This is a genomic window from Natronobacterium haloterrestre (assembly GCF_900112205.1).
GTDB classification, from domain to species: Archaea; Halobacteriota; Halobacteria; order Halobacteriales; family Natrialbaceae; genus Natronobacterium; species Natronobacterium haloterrestre.
Window position 1 is genome coordinate 156,061 of the sequence record NZ_FOKW01000008.1, and the last position, 15,551, is coordinate 171,611.

The 15,551-nt window shown below is 65.0% G+C and carries 16 protein-coding genes; 10 read left to right on the forward strand and 6 right to left on the reverse strand.

What is annotated here, in order from left to right:
• Nucleotides 1–122: 122 nt before the first annotated feature.
• The gene (locus tag BM113_RS15680; RefSeq protein WP_089788989.1) at nucleotides 123–389 is read left to right on the forward strand and encodes a MoaD/ThiS family protein; all 267 of its coding nucleotides are present in this window, start codon (nucleotides 123–125) and stop codon (nucleotides 387–389) included.
• Between the two features lie 12 nt (nucleotides 390–401).
• Here BM113_RS15680 and BM113_RS15685 read toward each other — a convergent pair whose 3' ends face one another.
• Both BM113_RS15685 and BM113_RS15690 read right to left on the reverse strand, forming a co-directional pair.
• Nucleotides 402–1,091: an MBL fold metallo-hydrolase gene (locus BM113_RS15685; RefSeq protein WP_089788990.1), complete on the reverse strand. Its 690-nt coding sequence runs from the start codon at nucleotides 1,089–1,091 to the stop codon at nucleotides 402–404.
• A 59-nt stretch (nucleotides 1,092–1,150) separates the two neighbouring features.
• Nucleotides 1,151–2,329 (reverse strand): cystathionine gamma-synthase, encoded by a 1,179-nt coding sequence (locus BM113_RS15690; protein ID WP_089788991.1) that lies wholly within the window; start codon nucleotides 2,327–2,329, stop codon nucleotides 1,151–1,153.
• 377 nt (nucleotides 2,330–2,706) lie between these two features.
• Between BM113_RS15690 and BM113_RS15695 the strand changes: the two genes are divergently transcribed.
• From BM113_RS15695 to BM113_RS15720, 6 genes are all read left to right on the forward strand, one after another.
• Entirely contained in the window at nucleotides 2,707–3,015 is a 309-nt protein-coding gene (locus tag BM113_RS15695) for a 50S ribosomal protein L21e (RefSeq protein ID WP_007143403.1), read from the forward strand.
• Nucleotides 3,016–3,037: 22 nt separating this feature from the next.
• Nucleotides 3,038–3,394: an RNA polymerase Rpb4 family protein gene (locus BM113_RS15700; RefSeq protein ID WP_089788992.1), complete on the forward strand. Its 357-nt coding sequence runs from the start codon at nucleotides 3,038–3,040 to the stop codon at nucleotides 3,392–3,394.
• Between the two features lie 104 nt (nucleotides 3,395–3,498).
• On the forward strand, nucleotides 3,499–4,098 hold the full coding sequence (locus BM113_RS15705; RefSeq protein WP_089788993.1) for a DUF655 domain-containing protein: 600 nt from the start codon (nucleotides 3,499–3,501) through the stop codon (nucleotides 4,096–4,098).
• Nucleotides 4,099–4,221: 123 nt separating this feature from the next.
• A complete protein-coding gene (locus BM113_RS15710; RefSeq protein ID WP_089788994.1) occupies nucleotides 4,222–5,061 on the forward strand; it encodes a 16S ribosomal RNA methyltransferase A in 840 nt (279 codons plus the stop codon).
• 96 nt (nucleotides 5,062–5,157) lie between these two features.
• Entirely contained in the window at nucleotides 5,158–6,339 is a 1,182-nt protein-coding gene (locus BM113_RS15715) for a mechanosensitive ion channel family protein (protein WP_089788995.1), read from the forward strand.
• Nucleotides 6,340–6,912 carry a HemK2/MTQ2 family protein methyltransferase gene (locus BM113_RS15720; protein ID WP_089788996.1) on the forward strand — a complete coding sequence of 191 codons (573 nt, stop codon included), beginning with the start codon at nucleotides 6,340–6,342 and terminating at the stop codon, nucleotides 6,910–6,912.
• A gap of 261 nt (nucleotides 6,913–7,173) precedes the next feature.
• Here BM113_RS15720 and asnB read toward each other — a convergent pair whose 3' ends face one another.
• Both asnB and BM113_RS15730 read right to left on the reverse strand, forming a co-directional pair.
• A complete protein-coding gene (gene asnB, locus BM113_RS15725) occupies nucleotides 7,174–9,069 on the reverse strand; it encodes an asparagine synthase (glutamine-hydrolyzing) (RefSeq protein WP_089788997.1) in 1,896 nt (631 codons plus the stop codon).
• 336 nt (nucleotides 9,070–9,405) lie between these two features.
• Nucleotides 9,406–10,257 (reverse strand): VOC family protein, encoded by an 852-nt coding sequence (locus tag BM113_RS15730; RefSeq protein ID WP_089788998.1) that lies wholly within the window; start codon nucleotides 10,255–10,257, stop codon nucleotides 9,406–9,408.
• Between the two features lie 172 nt (nucleotides 10,258–10,429).
• On the opposite strand from BM113_RS15730, the gene BM113_RS15735 reads away from it, so the two are divergent.
• The 3 genes from BM113_RS15735 to BM113_RS15745 all read left to right on the forward strand — a co-directional run bounded on the left by BM113_RS15735 (nucleotide 10,430) and on the right by BM113_RS15745 (nucleotide 13,312).
• Entirely contained in the window at nucleotides 10,430–11,434 is a 1,005-nt protein-coding gene (locus BM113_RS15735) for a 5-methyltetrahydropteroyltriglutamate--homocysteine methyltransferase (RefSeq protein ID WP_089788999.1), read from the forward strand.
• Nucleotides 11,431–12,498, forward strand: coding sequence for a methionine synthase (locus BM113_RS15740; protein ID WP_089789000.1), 1,068 nt, complete (start codon nucleotides 11,431–11,433; stop codon nucleotides 12,496–12,498). Before BM113_RS15735 ends, BM113_RS15740 begins: the two co-directional genes overlap by 4 nt.
• A 196-nt stretch (nucleotides 12,499–12,694) precedes the next feature.
• On the forward strand, nucleotides 12,695–13,312 hold the full coding sequence (locus BM113_RS15745) for a nitroreductase family protein (protein ID WP_089789083.1): 618 nt from the start codon (nucleotides 12,695–12,697) through the stop codon (nucleotides 13,310–13,312).
• A gap of 433 nt (nucleotides 13,313–13,745) precedes the next feature.
• On the opposite strand, the gene BM113_RS15750 is transcribed toward BM113_RS15745, so the two are convergent.
• The gene (locus tag BM113_RS15750; protein WP_089789001.1) at nucleotides 13,746–14,918 is read right to left on the reverse strand and encodes an RNA-guided endonuclease InsQ/TnpB family protein; all 1,173 of its coding nucleotides are present in this window, start codon (nucleotides 14,916–14,918) and stop codon (nucleotides 13,746–13,748) included.
• A 2-nt stretch (nucleotides 14,919–14,920) separates the two neighbouring features.
• Nucleotides 14,921–15,310 carry an IS200/IS605 family transposase gene (gene tnpA, locus BM113_RS15755; RefSeq protein ID WP_089789002.1) on the reverse strand — a complete coding sequence of 130 codons (390 nt, stop codon included), beginning with the start codon at nucleotides 15,308–15,310 and terminating at the stop codon, nucleotides 14,921–14,923.
• Nucleotides 15,311–15,551 lie beyond the last annotated feature (241 nt).

Here is a 15,551-nt window from a genome sequence, read left to right on the forward strand (position 1 = left end):
CCCCCGTTGGCACCGGCGCGGAATAAGGACCCCTCCGTCGGCGTCATCTGCCGCCATCCGCGACGAGAGCCGTTCTTGCCGAGGGCGGGGCCCTTTTAGGACGGTGTCGCCAACCGCCGGGTATGCCAACCATCAAGGTACCAGCCGTACTGAGCGGCGGCGGCGCCTCCTCGCGCGTCGAGGTCGAGGGGGAGACGCTCCGCGAGGCGTTCGACGCCCACGCCGCAGAACACGGCGAGTCCCTGCGCGACAGCGTGATCGAGGACGGCGAGATCAAGGAGTTCATCAACGTCTACGTCGACGGCGACGAGGTCTCGGACCTCGAGGTCCCCGTCGATGAAGGGTCCCAGATCCGGGTCATTCCGGCGGCCAGCGGCGGCGCGCGGTAGGCCCCCGGGGTCTCACTTCTCGCGTAGTTCACGGTGTAGCTCCTCGAGGCGCTCGGTTCCCGCCTCGGCGTAGCCGCCGTGGTAGCAGACCACGCCGTCGACCTCGAGACCGGCCAGGTCGCCGACCGATTCGATCGCGCGATCCATGTCCGGCGTGAACTCCGGTTTGGGTCCCTCGAGCGTCTCCGTGCCGTCCGCGACGAGCGCGTCGCCGGCGAGCAACACCCCGCTCTCGGGGAAGTAAAGCGACACGTGCCCGGGCGCGTGGCCGGGCGTCTCGACGACTTCCATCGGGCCGGCGATCGTCGGAATCCGGACGCCGCCGGCGAGTTCCAGGTCGACCTCGACCGGCGGGTAGCGGTCGCCGTCGCCCCCGAGAGGGTCGCGTTCGCCGGTCAGGAACGGCGCTTCCTCGCGGTGGGTCGCGACGACCGCGTCGGTGTGCTCGAGCAGGGCCGCGAGTCCGCCCGCGTGGTCGGCGTCGTGGTGGGTGACGACGACCAGCCAGACGTCCGCGAGTTCGTGGCCGAGGCTCCGGACGTGCGTTCGCAACGACTCGAGGCTCCCCTCGGGGCCGGCGTCGATCAGGACGAGGCCGCGCTCGGTTTCGACCAGCGCGGGCGTGACGGTTAGCTCGCGGCCGCCGTGGTCGACCGCGATCGGGAGCGCGTGCAGTCCGACGTCGTCCTCCTGTCGTGACATGCGCGTCCGTTCGTGCGGGACGTAGTTAGGTGTTCAGCGATCGGTCCTGGCTCGACGGCTCACTCGAGTCCGGCCTCGAAAGCCCGCTCGAGGTCGGCGATCAGGTCGTCGACGTGCTCGATCCCCACCGAGACGCGGATCAGGCCGTCCGTCAGGCCGGCCTCGATGCGCTCCTCGCGGGGGATCGCGGCGTGGGTCATCGGCGCGGGCTGTTCGATCAGGCTCTCGACGCCGCCCAGGCTCTCCGCGAGGGTGAACACCTCCGTCGAGGAGACGACCTCGCTCGCCTCCTCCATGCTCGCGTCGAGTTCGAAACTCAGCATGCCGCCGAAGTCGTCCATCTGCTCGCGGGCGATCTCGTGGCCGGGATGGGACTCGAGGCCGGGGTAGTAGACGCGGTCGACCTCGGGGCGGTCCTGGAGCCAGTCCGCGATCTTGCGGGCGTTCTCGCAGTGTCGGTCCATGCGGACGGGCAGCGTCTTCGTCCCGCGGAGAACGAGGAACGACTCGAAGGGGCCGGGCGTCGCGCCGACGGAGTTCTGGTAGAACCCGAACTCCTCGTCGAGGTCCTCGTCGTTCGTGAGGAGCGCGCCGCCGACGACGTCCGAGTGGCCGCCGAGGTACTTGGTCAGCGAGTGCGAGACGACGTCCGCGCCCAGGTCGAGCGGGTTCTGGAGGTACGGCGTCGCGAACGTGTTGTCGATCGCACAGAGGGCGTCGTGGTCGTGGGCGATCTCGGCCGCGCCCGCGATGTCGACGATCGACATGAGCGGGTTGGTCGGGGTCTCGAGCCAGAGCAGTTCCGTGTTCTCCCGGAACGCCGCCTCGATCGCGTCGAGGTCCGTCATGTCGACGAAGCTAAACTCGACGTCGTAGTCCTCGTAGACCTGCGTGAAGATGCGGTGGGTACCGCCGTAGACGTCGTTGCCGGTGACGACGTGATCGCCGGCCTCGAGCAGGTTGAGGACGGTGTTGATCGAGGCCATCCCCGAGGCGAAGGCGCGGCCGTACTCGGCGTTCTCGAGGGAAGCGAGGTTCTCCTCGAGGTCGGTTCGCGTGGGATTGCCGGTCCGGGAGTACTCGTAGCCGCGGTGGTCGCCGGGAGCGTCCTGCTCGTAGGTCGAGTTGGCGTGGATCGGCGTCATCAGCGCGCCGGTCTCCTCGTCGGGGTCCTGTCCCGCGTGGATCGATCGGGTCTCGATCCGATAGTCGGAACTGCTGTCGTGCTCGTCGCTCATGGTCGCCACGATGCGCGGCCGAAAGTTACGTCTGTCCATCCTCGTTCCGCCGTCGGAACCCCCGACGTCCCGGCCGCAAAACGTCCCACTGGCAGGATGTCAGTCACAGGCGAGTGGGACGGGCAGGGGATGATGTCACATAGTGGACGGAACCGATCTGGCAACGACTGATTCCCCCAATCCCCTGCCAGGCGTCCCTATACGGTCCGTCCCTGTAAACTTGTTGGTTATCCAACTATCCGGGGTCGGATCGAGACGGGATCGGATCGGATCGGATCGGATCGGATCGGCGTCCCGGGCGAGCGACGCAACACCGGTCGTGACGAACCCGGAACGTGCGTTTTATAACGGTCACCAAGTAAGAGGGTCGTACGACTATGCCGAACTCTAATGGCCCTCGTCAGGGAACCCGGAACAAACTCTCGAACGATCCCCGAGAACGCGGAGCATCACCGCCACAGCGCGCGATTCAGGAGTACGAGGAGGGCGAGAAGGTCCACCTCAAAATCGACCCGAGCGTCCACAAGGGTCGCTTCCACCCGCGCTTCGACGGTCTCACCGGCGAAGTCGTCGGCAAGCAAGGCGACGCGTTCAAGGTGCAGATCAACGACGGCGGCAAGGACAAAACGCTGATCGTCACCGCCGCCCACATGCGCGCACAGGAACGCGCCGAGGACCGGGTCTGAACGCTCCTCACCCGAACACAGCATGACGATCTTCAAAGAGATCGTCGACGAGGAGTTCCTGACGGTCTCGGAAACGAAGGAACTGCTCGCCGACATCGAAGCCGAACGCGCGTTAGACGAGGACCGCGAGCTCCCCTACGAACTCGCGCGAGCGATCGAACACGTCAACCGCTTCGCCCACCTCGAGCCCGAGGAGGCCCAGCAGCTGGTCGACGACCTCCAGGACGTAGAGAAGGTCGACGAAGCGACCGCGTACAAGATCGCTAACCTCCTGCCGCGCAACCGGGACGAACTCCGCTCCGTGTACGCACAGCAACGCTACTCGCTGTCGGGGGACGAACTCGACGAGATTCTCAACGTCGTCGCGCAGTACGCCTGACGACGAGTCTTTCCGACCGTCTCGAGCATCGAGGACCTGGCGGCGGTCCGATCGTCCGCGGGCGGGCCGATTCTTTAAGTAAGCCGTCCTCGTATCTACCCGTTATGAGCGAAGCCGACAGCGATGGGACGGACGCGGACGATGACGTTCGGCGCGCAGTCGTGTTGGATTACCTCGCCCACGGCCTGTCGGACGACGGACGACCGCAGTACGAGAAGTCCCCCGCGGGGTACGCCCTCGGCGTCGAGGACTTCCAGCTGTACCAGGTCGCGTTCGACGAGGACGAACGGCTCACGATCGGTACGGAGGTCGTCGTCGAGCCGCCCGCCGAGCGCGACGTGGTCACCGAGTGCAACGAGGTCGAGTACGAAGATCTCTCCTCGGGAGCCCAGTCCGAACTCGAGTACGTCGTCCAGGACCTGGTCGAGGAGAACGAACAGCGGTTCGTCGACTTCTACAACGAGGCCCAGCCGATCACCCTGCGGCTCCACCAGCTGAATCTGCTTCCGGGGATCGGCAAGAAACTGCGAAACAGCATCCTCGACGAGCGAAAGCGCAAGCCCTTCGAGAGCTTCGAGGACCTCTCCGAGCGGGTCTCGGGGCTGCACGACCCCGACGAGGTGCTCGTCGAACGTATCCTCCAGGAACTGCGGGACGACGACCTGAAGTACCAGACGTTCGTCGGCCGGGGGCAGGAACAGTAAGCCGGTTTCGCCGACTCGGTGCTGTGCGATCCCCGTTCTCACGGCTCGATCGTCCGCCAGCCGTCGGCGTCGCGACCGGCTCGAGACGGTGCGTTTACACCCGCCGCCCCCCAACCGCCGGCAATGAGAGACCCCGACGCGCTGATCGCCCGGGCCGGCGTCCGCGGCGATCCTGACCGCGACCAGCACTTCCTCGTCGACGATCGCGTCCTCGATCGACTCCCCACCTACCTCGAGGAGATCGATGCCGAGACGAACCACCTGCTCGAGATCGGCGGCGGAACGGGGGCGCTGACCGATCGCCTCCTCGATCTCGGCGACGAGGTGACCGTCGTCGAACGCGACCCCGACCTCGCGGCCTTCCTGCGCGAGGAGTTCGTAGATGCCATCGACGACGGTCGGCTGACGGTGATCGAGGGCGACGCTCTCGAGGCCGACCTCCCCGAGTTCACGGCGTCGGTGTCGAACCTCCCGTACGGCGTCTCGAGCGAGATCGCCTTCCGTCTGCTCCCGGAGGGGCGTCCGCTGGTGTTGATGTTCCAGCAGGAGTTCGCCGAACGGATGGTCGCCGATCCCGGCACGTCCGAGTACGGTCGGCTGTCGGTCTCGACGCAACACTACGCCGACGTCGAACTCGTCGAGACGGTCCCGAAGGAGGCGTTCTCGCCGCCGCCGGCCGTCGAGAGCGCGGTAATCCGCGCGGTGCCGCGCGATCCCGAGTACGAGGTCGAAGACGAGGACTTTTTCCTGCGGTTCGTGAAGGCCCTGTTCACCCAGCGACGGAAGACGATCCGCAACGGGATCCGGAACACGGCCCACATCTCCGGGCTGACGGATCCGGACGCGGTCGTCGACGCGGCCGACGAGGACCTTCTACGAAAGCGGGCCGACGCGATGGCACCCGCGGAGTTCGCCGCGCTCGCCGAACTGGCACTCGAAGTCAGCGGGCTCGAGGACGACTAATCGGGGCCGTAGAGACCCAAACCTGCCGACGGCTCGCCGACACCGACCAACGGATACTCAAAGCTCCGCGGTGGACTGCTGGCAGAGAGAACGACCATGTCGGCGTTACTGACCGGACTCGACTGGCTGTCGCGGGCCGTGGAGCCGACGGAACTACGTTTCGCGGTGACCGTCGCGGCCGTCGGGCTCCTGCTCGTCGCATTGCTCGGCTATCGGCGAGTGCAACGCTGGGTCACCGAACGGTCCAGGCCCCTGTACGGCGATATCGTCGCCTTCACGTTACTCACCGGCGCGTGCCTGCTCAGTCTGGCAATCGTCGTCGGCGTGTGGGGCCAGACGAGCGAACTCCAGTCGATCTACGCCGAGCGCGGGCTGGGCGGCGAGGTCGTCGCGCGAGCGATCGTCTCGTTCATCCTGCTCGTCGCGACGTACATCTTCGTTCGCTTTCTCAAACGGGTCCTCGACGAGGTGCTTGGCTCGGCGACGGCCGTCACCGACCACCAGCGCGAGATCACCCACCGGATCACGCAGGTCCTCGTCTGGTCGGTGTCGCTGGTCGTCGTCCTCGGCGTCTGGATCGACGACCTCGGCGGCCTGCTGGTCGGGGCCGGCTTCTTGGGGATCGTCGTCGGTATGGCCGCACGACAGACGCTGGGCACCGTCCTCGCCGGCTTCGTGTTGATGTTCGCCCGCCCGTTCGAGATCGGCGACTGGATCGTCGTCGAGGACGAGGAGGGGCTCGTCACCGACATCTCGATCGTGAACACGCGGATCAAGTCGTTCGACGGCGAGTACATCATGATCCCCAACGACGTCATCGCCTCGAGCACGGTGACGAACCGATCGCGGCGGGGCCGGCTCCGGGTCGAGATCGACGTCGGCGTCGACTACGATGCGGACGTCGAACGTGCCGCCGATATCGTGGAGGGGGTCCTGTCGGACCTCGACCGGGCGCTCGACGCGCCTGCTCCGCAGGTCGTCTCCAAGGAGTTCGGCGACTCGTCGATCGTGCTCGGCGCGCGGTTCTGGATCGACAAGCCGAGCGCCCGTCGGCGCTGGAAGGCCCGAACGGCCGCCATCAACGCGATCAAGCGCGAGTTCGAGGAGGCAGGCGTCGACATCCCCTATCCACAGCGTGAACTCTCGAGTCGGGAACGGACGGACGTCCGACTCGAGACGACGAGAGGGACCGTCGACGGCGACGACTCGAACTCCGAATCCGAAGACGGAAACGGCGAGAGCCGCGAGTACCGCATGAGCCAACCGGAGGATCACTAGATGGGACTGCGCGACCGACGGGACATAGAAACGGACGTCTACCAGCCCGCCGAGGACTCGCAACTGCTGGCCGAGGCGGCCCGTGACCGACTCGAGGCGAGCGACCGGGTGCTCGAGGTCGGCACCGGCTCCGGCTACGTCGCCGACCGGATTGCCGAGGAGACCGACGCGCGAGTGATCGCCGCCGACCTGAATCCCCACGCGGTCCGGCAGGCCCGCGAGCGTGGTCTCGAGACCGTCCGGGCGGATCTCGTCTCGCCGTTCGCCGACGGCGCGTTCGACGCGGTCCTGTTCAACCCGCCGTACCTGCCGACCGACCCGGACAACGAGTGGGACGACTGGATGGAAGCCGCGCTGTCGGGCGGCGAGGACGGCCGGGCCGTGATCGACCCGTTCCTCGAGCGCGTCGGCCGCGTACTCGCGCCGGACGGCGTCGTCTACCTGCTGGTCAGCAGCCTGACGGGGGTCGACGAGGTCGTCGAGCGCGCCGGCGAGGAAGGGTTCAGCGCCGTCGCGGTCGCCGACGAGTCGTTCCCCTTCGAGACGCTGACCGTCCTCGAACTGGTTCGATAACGGAGCTGATCGCGCTGCTTCTTCACTGAGGTTTTGGCCCGGTTCATGGCGGCGCGCGTCTACCGGAACGCCGTTCTCGAGTCCCCTCCCTCGAGACGCGCCGTGCCGTATCGATGTACGGGCACGTTTCGGAGATACCCGCCGGTCGGCGTGACAGAGGCGTCCGACAGTCGCTCGAGGGAAGGGGGTGTACCCGGGTCGCTCGAAAGTCGCCGGGTAGCGGTTTTCGGTCCTCGCTTTCCCTACGGAGTCAGCGAACGTCTACCGGACGGTCAGTTCCACAGGCGAACTCACGATCGACGTCCGTTCGTCGATGAAAACGTGATACCAGGAGACGTACATGAGTATCATCCAGAGGGTTCGACCGACGGATCTGTCACCGCGGCGGTGAGCGATTCGCAACGCCATGGCCTCTTCAGCGTCGACGTACGGCGTGTTCCGTAGCTTCGCTTCCGTAAACCACGACTCGATAGCCTCGTGTTCGTCGCGGAACCAGTCTTCGACGGGCGGTCGCATTCCTTGCTTCTCCCGCTCGACGATCTCGTCCGGGAGCAGGTCACTGACCGCTCGTTTAAGCACCCGCTTCACGTCCTGATCCGTCATTTTGTGCTGGATCGGCAACGAGCGGGCGAACTCCACGATATCCGTCGACAGGAAGGGGACCCGAAGCTCCAGCGAGTGGGCCATGCTCGTGTGGTCGGCCTTGTAGAGGTGATAGTCCGGGAGCGTATAGTGTGTCTCGAAGGCAGTCATGTGTTGCTCGGGAGCCGGATCGTCGACGTGGTCGGTCACCCTCGCGACGCGCCGACGGAGGCCCGACGTCTCGGCCGTCTCGCCGGTCTCGAGGAAGTCCTCGGGTTCGGGTCTGAACGGCATGAATCCACACGTCTGGTGTAATACCATCTCGGTGTTGTTTTTCAGCCACGAGAGGTACCTGAAGTATTTAGTTCCGATCGGCGAAACGGGGGCGACGGTGCCGGCGACGTCGTGTGCGATCCCGGGAAGGGGGTCGACTTTCCGTTTGTAGTTCCCGACCTGCTGGTACCGGGGATACCCCGCGAACAACTCGTCGGCGCCCTCTCCCGCGAGGGCGACTTTCACGTCCTCGCTGGCGCGACGGGAGAGTGCGAAGATGGGGAGCATCTGCAGGTGGCCGGTCGGTTCCCCCAGATACGTTATCATCTCGTCGAACAGGTCCATCGAGGAGAGGTCGACGTGGACTTCGTGGTGATCGGTTCCGAAGTGGTCGGCGACCAGCCGGGCCTCGTCGCTCTCGTCGAACCGGTCGTTGCTGAACGACAGGGAGTACGTCTTGAGCGGTCGGTCCGTCAGATCCGAAGCGATCCCGACGATTGCGGAAGAGTCGAGACCCCCCGACAGGAACGCACCCACTGGGACGTCAGCCATGAGTCGCTGCTCGACCGACCGTTCCAGCAGACCCGTCAGTCGGTCGGCTGCGCTCTCGAAGCTCGTCGTTGCGCTGCCGGTGTCGACGTCGAGGAGGCTCCAGTACTCCCGCTCTCGCACTCCGTCGGGGTCGATCCGGATCGTATGGCCCGGCTTGACCTTGTTGACGTCCCGGAGGAGAGTCTGCGACCCCGGCGTGTACTCGAGCGAGAAGTGATTGTACACGGCTGCCGGATCGATGGTCCGATCCACGCCGCCGATCAGCAGTGCCGGAAGTTCGCTCCCCCAGACGTACCCGTAGTCGGTTCGCCCGTAGTACAGCGGCTTGATGCCGAGCCGATCGCGGGCGAGGAAGACCGTCTCCTCCGTTTCGTCCCAGATGGAGAACGCGAACATCCCTTCCAGGTGGTCGACCATCCCGTCGCCGTACTCCTCCCAGAGGTGGACCAGAACCTCGGTGTCGGACCGGCTTTCGAAGCGGTGTCCCTGCCGTTTCAGCGATTCCCGCAGTTCAGCGTGGTTGTAGATCTCCCCGTTGAAGACGACACGGACCGACCCGTCTTCGTTGACTTTCGGCTGCGAACCGCCGGTGAGGTCGACGATCGAAAGCCGACGCGCTCCCATCACGAGTCCGGCGTCCCGGTCGATATACGACCCCTCCTCGTCCGGCCCCCTGTTCTCGATCCAGTCCAGCATCTCGGAGAGCATGCGCTCGTCCGCTTCGCCGTACGCACCGACGATACCGCACATGCCCGCAGGGGCCGTGGCTACGCTTATTGTAAGGCACCTCTTCAAAACGGTTGAAAAGCCATAATTTTGGCGTGTAAGACCATCCTACTGGGCTTTCATGGTCAGGATCGAGGACTGTACTCGTGTCCAGAACGCGTTTGACGACCGAATTGGACCGAGCCTCGAGGCCTTCTCACGCGCTCGCGCAGACTTCTGGACCGGGGGACCGGGATTCTCGGCGGGTACCCGTTCGAGTCCCGAAGTCGTCGACCGTTCATACGGTTTCCTGTCCGTCAGTTCCGGCGCAACCGCGACCCGCGCGGCGGTTGGACCGGTACATCGGGACAGGGATCCGTATCAGGAGCGGCGCTCGAGCACGCCCAGCCGACGCCCCAGGACGTCCGAGTCGAGGAAGGCGACGCGTCCCTCCGGCCACTCGAGCGGCTCCTCCAGCGGGTACGCCTCCCGGGCGGCCTCGAGGTCGTCGGTCGCCAGCAGGCAGCTACACGGGGTGCCGGGGAACCGCTCGAGACGGTCGGCGAGCCAGCCGTCGCCGTCGGGGGCCGCGAACGCCACCGGCTGGCCGGGGACCGACGCGACGGTGCCGAACCCGGCCGGCGAGTCGCGGATCGGCGTCGGAATCCCGTAGCAGTCACGGAACGCCCGGATCGCGTCCTCGAGTCCGCCTGGATCGACCCCGAGGACGACCTGGCCGATGCCCTCGAGGGGGCCGCCGGAGACGCTCGCGGCGGGCTCGACGCGATAGGAAAGCGGCGTCCGGTCGGCGATGACGAAGGGGAACGGCACGTCCTCGTCGGTCCCCGACCCGAACTCGGCCATCTCCCACTCGACGAGCGTGCCGTCCTCGCGCTCGCGCGATCCCGACAGCGGGCCGTAGACTGCGTAGCCGCGCTCCAGGAGCCGTTTACACTCCTCGCGGACGTCGGGGACGCGACAACACCACGCGGCCGGCCCCGCGTCGGCACGGATGTGTTCGGGCCAGAAGTCGTGGTCCTCGCCCTTTCTCCGCTCGCGTTCGGCGATCAGTTCCACGTACGAGCGGTCGTCGAAGCCGAGCACGCTCATGTGGGTGACGCCGTTGCCGTGGACGCCGCCGTACTCGGGCTCGAGTCCGAGTCGAACGAACTCCTCGGTGATCGACTCGAGATCCGCGAACGCGAACGGAACGTGGTCGACGGTGAGGTCCATACCGGGCGTTTCGCGGCCGGGCGTATAATTCGCGGCGGCCGCCGTGGCGTTTCACCCCGACGACTCGAGGCCCGAGGGTCCTTGGACCGACCGATGTCTCCCGATAGATTACTAATACGCATTAAACAGGATGGAAAATATTAAGCACTGGTATAGCCTAGCCGTCCGTACGATGACTGAGTACGTTTCGACCACGCCGGGGCTGTTTCCGCTCCCGGACTGGGCGAAAGACGACCTCTCGGACCTGAAAGGACACCAGAAGGGCGACCTCATCGGCGGCGACGAAGGTGAGGAGATCACCGCAGCCTACGAGGAGGCACGCGAGGAGGTGATCGCCGCCCAGGAGGACGCGGGCCTGGACCGAGTCGTCGAAGGCCAGCTCCGGTGGGACGACATGCTCGCACACCCGCTTGCCGTCCACGACGCCGTCGACACTCAGGGGATCGTTCGGTACTACGACAACAACAACTTCTATCGCGACCCCGTCGTCCAGGGCGAACTCGACTTCTCGGGCGACGTCGCGAGCGAACTCGAGTCGGCGTCCGAACTGACCGAGGGCGACGCCCTCCAGGCCGTCCTCCCCGGCCCGTACTCGCTGGCCGACCTCGCGACCGACGAACACTACGGGGACGAGGCGGACTTCCTCGCAGCCATCGCGGACTTCCTCGCCGGCGAGGTCGAGGCGTTCCCCGCCCACGAGACGCTGTTCCTGCTCGAACCCTCGCTGATCGAGAATGCGCCCGAAGACGGCGTCGACGAGCGCGCCAGCGAGGCGATCGATACCGTCGCGTCCGCGACCGACGCGGACGTCGTCGTCCAGCCCTACTGGGGCGCACTCGAGGAGAAGGTCTACGCCCACCTGCTCGACGCCGACATCGACGCGGTCGGCTTCGACTTCGTCGCGAACCAGGAGGAAAACGTCTACAACCTCCAGGAGTACGGCGCGACCGACGCCGTCTCGCTCGGGCTCGCCGACGGTCAGAACACGCTGGTCGAGGACCCCGAGGCGATCCGCGACCGCGTCGACTGGGTCTACGACCAGATCCCGGTAACGGAGTTCGAGACGGTCTACCTGACGACCAACACCGAGACGTTCTACCTGCCCTACGGCAAGTTCGAGGAGAAACTGGCCGTCCTTGCCGAGGCCGCGGACCTCGCGGAGGTGAAAGCAGCATGACTACCAAAGAGCAGTTCCGACCCGAGGACCACCCGAACGACAGCTTCCTGCTGACGACCGTCGTCGGCTCCTACCCGAAGCCCAAGTGGCTCAACCGCGCGAAGGAACTCTACCAGGACCCCGACCACGAGTTCGACGCCGAGGACTGGCAGGAGGCCAAAGACGACGCCGCCCGCCTCATCACCGACGAGCACGAACGCGCCGGCCTGGACGTCGTCGTCGACGGCGAGATGCGGCGAACGGAGATGGTCGAGTTCTTCGCCCACCGCATCGAAGGCTACGAGTTCAACGGGCCCGTGAAGGTCTGGGGCCACAACTACTTCGACAAGCCCTCCGTCGTGAGCGAGGTCGAGTACGACGAAAACTGGCTGGTCGACGAGTACGAGTTCACCGCGGCCGCGAGCGACCGCCCGGTCAAGGTCCCCATCACGGGGCCGTACACCCTCGCGAACTGGTCCTTCAACGAGGCCTACGAGGACGACGAGGAACTCGCCTACGACCTCGCGGACCTCGTCAACGAGGAGATCGAGAAGCTCGTCGACGCCGGCGCGCGTTACATCCAGATCGACGAACCCGCACTCGCCACGACCCCCGACGACCACGCCATCGTCGGCGAGTGTCTCGAGCGCATCGTCGCGGACATTCCCGAAGAAGTGCGGATCGGCCTCCACGTCTGTTACGGCGACTACTCCCGCATCTACCCCGAGATCCTCGAGTTCCCCGTCGACGAGTTCGACCTGGAACTGGCAAACGGGGACTACGAGCAACTGGACGTCTTCAAGGACCCCGAGTTCACGAAGGACCTGGCGCTCGGCGTCTGTGACGCCCACGTCGCGGAAGTGGAGTCCGTCGAACAGATCGAGGAGAACATCAAGAAGGGGCTCGAGGTCGTCCCGCCGGAACAGCTCGTGGTCTCGCCGGACTGCGGCGTGAAGCTCCTCCCGCGAGAGGTGGCCTACGGCAAGATGGCGAACATGGTCGAGGCGGCCCGCAACGTCGAGGAGGACATCGACGCCGGGAATATCGACGTCGAACGCGGCGCGCCGGCTCCCGCGGACGACTGACGAGCGACGCTGAGCCGATCGCCCCGTCCCGGTTCGCTTTCTACGCGGCCCGTCTTTCCGCTTTCTCCCACTGACAGTAGAAAGAGTGACAGTTGCTCTCCATGCCGAATGTCCACACGAGCCGACGACACGACCGTTACTAGGTAACCCTATTGTCCAAAAGAATACATAATCGACCGGGCCCAACGAACGGATGATGCAAGAGCCCGTATCGAAACGACGCGATCTCCGCGAAGACGTCGCCGAGCACCGTGACCCCGAACACGACGTCGATCCGCTGTTCGTCAACCGGTGGTCCCCGCGCGCGATGAGCGGGGAACCGCTGCCCGAAGACGAGTACATGCCGCTGTTCGAGGCCGCCCGCTGGGCACCCTCCGCGTTCAACAACCAGCACTGGCGGTTCCTCGTCGCCGACCGCGAGGACGAGGAGTGGGAGACCTTCGTCGGTCTCCTGAACGAAATGAACGAGGCGTGGGCGAGCGACGCCGCGGCCCTCGCCGTCATCGCCTCGAAGACGACGTTCGACCACAACGACGACCCGGCCCCAACCCACGCGTTCGACACCGGCGCGGCCTGGCAGAACCTCGCTCTCGAGGGCGCGCGCCGCGGCCTCGCCGTCCACGCAATGGCCGGCTTCGACTACGAGCGCGCGGCCGACGAACTGAACGTCCCCGAGGAGTTCGAGGTCCAGGCGATGGTCGCGATCGGCGAGCGCGCTCCGCCGGAGACGCTGCCCGACGACCTGCAGGAGCGAGAGCAGCCGAGCGACCGCAAGCCGCTCGAGGATCTCGTCCACCGCGGCGGCTTCGCGTGATCGTTTCGGACGCAGAGTACCCGTCGATCTCGCCGTAGTCTCTCGCCCACGAATAGAGAACGGCGGAACCGGAGATCGTCTTCGTCGTCCGCGGCGGTTCCGGCGCGGTCGCCACCACCTTCGACGGGGCAACCAGTCACGCCGGCTACGATCTCGACGCCGTCGACACGATCGGCGCGGGGGACGCGTTCGCGGCCGTGGACGATCACGGGGCTGCGCGAAGGACGGCGGTAGACGAAACGCCCGGGTTCGCCAACGCGGTTGGAGCAGCCGCCACGACGGTCGCGCGATGGAAGCGCTTCCGGACCGCGTGTGCGCCGCGTCGTTCGTGGGAGGTGACGGACCGTATCGCTGGAACCATCTCGGCGATTCGATAGCTGTCCGGTCGAGACCACCGGTAGTCCCTGTTTTCGATAGGTGACTTCTCCCACGACTAAAGTCGTGGGCTTCCCTCACGGAGGGTTAGGCCCACGTCGTCTGGGGAGTTCGCAGGTTCCATCTCGCCATTGGTTCCTTCGAGTACGACCTGCGTTTCGGGCTGAGCCACAACAGCCCCCACCGTCGATAGCGGACTCTGAATGTTCTTACCGACGGCTCGTTTGCCGATGTTCGTCGCGCCATTCTTGTCGCCGTTGTCGTCCAGTCCACAGTCGTGGCATTCAACACGCCCCTGTACTTCCCGCGATGTGTTCTGTGACCCACACCGCCAACACGTCACGGACGTGTCGTACTCCTTGACCGGAACGCACTCTCGTCCGTCGAGGTGGGCTTTGTACGTGAGGATGTTCGCCATCTTCGCATACGGCATCTTGTGGGTCTTGTCATTCACGTACCGTCCCTTGTCGTTGTCGAAGCGCAACCCGGTCATATCACCGAACACGATGACGGCGTTGCGTTCGCGGGCGCGAGCGACGAGTTCGTTCGCCACTTGGTGCAGTTCGTGTTCGACCGTTCGGGATTCCTTGTCACCGAGGCGTTCGATGACCTGCGCTCCCGAGCGAACCTTCGCCTTCCCGATGCTCTTGCGGAGTTGCTTGTAGTGTTCACGGACGCGACGGACTTCCGCGCCGTGGAACTGCGTGTCGCGGTCAGAGAGGAACGTGCTGACGGCTATCCACTTCGCACCCATGTCAACAGCAAGAACATCGTCGTACTCGTCTGAGACGGCCACAGACCGCTTGCAGACGAGATGGATATACCACTCACCGTCCCGGTGGACGAGTTCCGAGTCGCGGATGTACTCGTCGGTGAGCAGGTGCGTATCCTTCTCGGGGACGCGGACGGGAACCCAGATGCTATCTCCGCGTTCTTTCTCGGGGTTGTAGACGGGGAGTTTGAACCACCACGACGAGAGAACCGTGTCCTCGTCGTGTTCGATGGTGATGCAGTCGTTGCGGAGGACGACAGGCTGTTCGGTGTCCTCTCGCGGGTTCTTGTTCGACCGGACTTTGTCCGCCTGTTGCTTGGTGGCGGAGTAGAGGTTCGCGTCGTCGTCACCGTGAACGGCGTCTTGGAACGCGGAGTATTCGCGTTCGACGAATCGGGTTTTCCGCTCGGTGAGTGAGTGGAGTTTGACCCGTACCGTGGTGGTGACTTCTCGGCGCATCGTTATCGTCCAGTCTGTGCTTCGATGTACTCCTCGATGGTCTGACTCGACACCTCGCCTGCTGAGGAGACGAAGTACGAGCGCGTCCATAGCGAGGGGAGGCCGAAGTCGAACTCGTCACGGAGGTTCCGCGAGGTGTAGCCCTTGACCTGTTGGATGATTTTGTTCGGGGCGAGTTTCGGGTCGCCCGTGATGAAAAGGTGTACGTGGTCGGGCTGGATTGCCAGTCGGAGGATGTCGAGGTTGAGTTCGTCGGCTTTCTCCTCGATGAGTTGTTCGAGGCGGTCGGCAACCTCGTCAGTGAGTACCGGCTTGCGGTACTTCGGGCACCACACGAAGTGGTAGTGGAGGTTCTGTACCGACGTTCGCTCTCGACTGTACCCGCGTGGCATACGATTAGATAGACGCCAATCTATATTAGGTGCTACCACTACATCAACTCTCGGTCGGCTATCGAGGATGGTTTGTGTCGTGTGTGGTCGGATTCATCCCACGACTGAAGTCGTGGGCTTTCTCCTCGATTTTGTGTAAAGAGATGAGACAACCGTCACCGACGAGTATTATCCTCGTTGTTTAATATGTATATTACGAAGTAAATAGCATGCATTTTTCATTCTTGGCCATATCTGAACA